The following is a 936-nucleotide window of genomic DNA, read 5'->3' as shown; positions in this document are numbered from 1 at the left end:
CAAGGTCGTTACTATTACTGCCATCACCCTGACCGGGGCGGCGGCGGGTAACTATACTGCGCCTGCGCCGGAAAGCATTACCGGCGTCACGGTGGACATCAGCAAGGCGGTGCCCGCTTACACGGCGCCCACCCTCACCGCATTGGCCGGGCAGACCCTGGCGGATCTTGTCTTTCCCACAGGCTCAGGCTTTAGCTGGAACACCGGCAAGAATCCGCTGGACACACCGGTGGGCAACGCGGGCAGCAATAGCTTTATTGCGACGTACACCCCCACTGACACGGGAAATTACCTCGTGGTGGAGAATATCTCGGTGGGCGTCGCCGTGACGGCGAAAACCCTCGCCATTACGGTCAGCCTGAACCTGAGCCACGAGCTTATCCTTACCGGCATACCGCCGGACGGCATTACGCTGTCCGGCGACGAAACGGCGACCATAAGCGCCACGGGATATACCAAGGTGAAGTGGTATGTGGACGGCGATGAGGCTGCCGGGGAAGCCCTCGGCGATGGGGGCGACAGCATCACGCTGAAGGCTACGGATTACGATGCGCGGCGTCATCAGGTCCTCTTCCGGGGTGTCCAGGACGGCAGCGCCTATTCCAAAGAAATCAGCTTCACGGTAAGCGAGTAAGGGAGAACCGGCATGAACAAACACACTATGGCGCCTGGCGCCTTTCTGGTACTGATGGTTCTGGGAGCTTGCATGAATCCCCTGTCAGAGCGGCCCGCCACCGGGGGGGGCTTCACGGATACTGTTTCCGAAGGCTACGGGCGGGTGACGGTCACCCTGGAGGGGACCGGGGCGCGGACGCTGTTCCCTCTGGCGGCGGACTTTGGCGCGGTTATGCTCACGTTTCAGGGGCCCGAGGGGGCTGCTATCCCTGGGCCTATACCGGTCACCGGCGGTTCCGCCACGGTGGACCTGGCCCTGGG

Annotated in this window: 2 protein-coding genes; both read left to right on the top strand. The window is 62.7% G+C overall.

From position 1 onward, the window contains the following. A partial coding sequence (locus TPRIMZ1_RS18165; protein ID WP_010253383.1) for a hypothetical protein occupies positions 1-634 on the top strand: 634 nt, incomplete at its 5' end. Positions 635-646: 12 nt separating this feature from the next. After that, a partial coding sequence (locus TPRIMZ1_RS18160) for a hypothetical protein (protein WP_010253380.1) occupies positions 647-936 on the top strand: 290 nt, incomplete at its 3' end.

The sequence above is a fragment of the Treponema primitia ZAS-1 genome, from assembly GCF_000297095.1.
In the GTDB taxonomy this organism is placed as follows: Bacteria; Spirochaetota; Spirochaetia; order Treponematales; family Breznakiellaceae; genus Termitinema; species Termitinema primitia_A.
The sequence above is the reverse complement of the archived record's forward strand: the minus strand, read 5'-3'. Positions and strand labels throughout refer to the sequence as shown.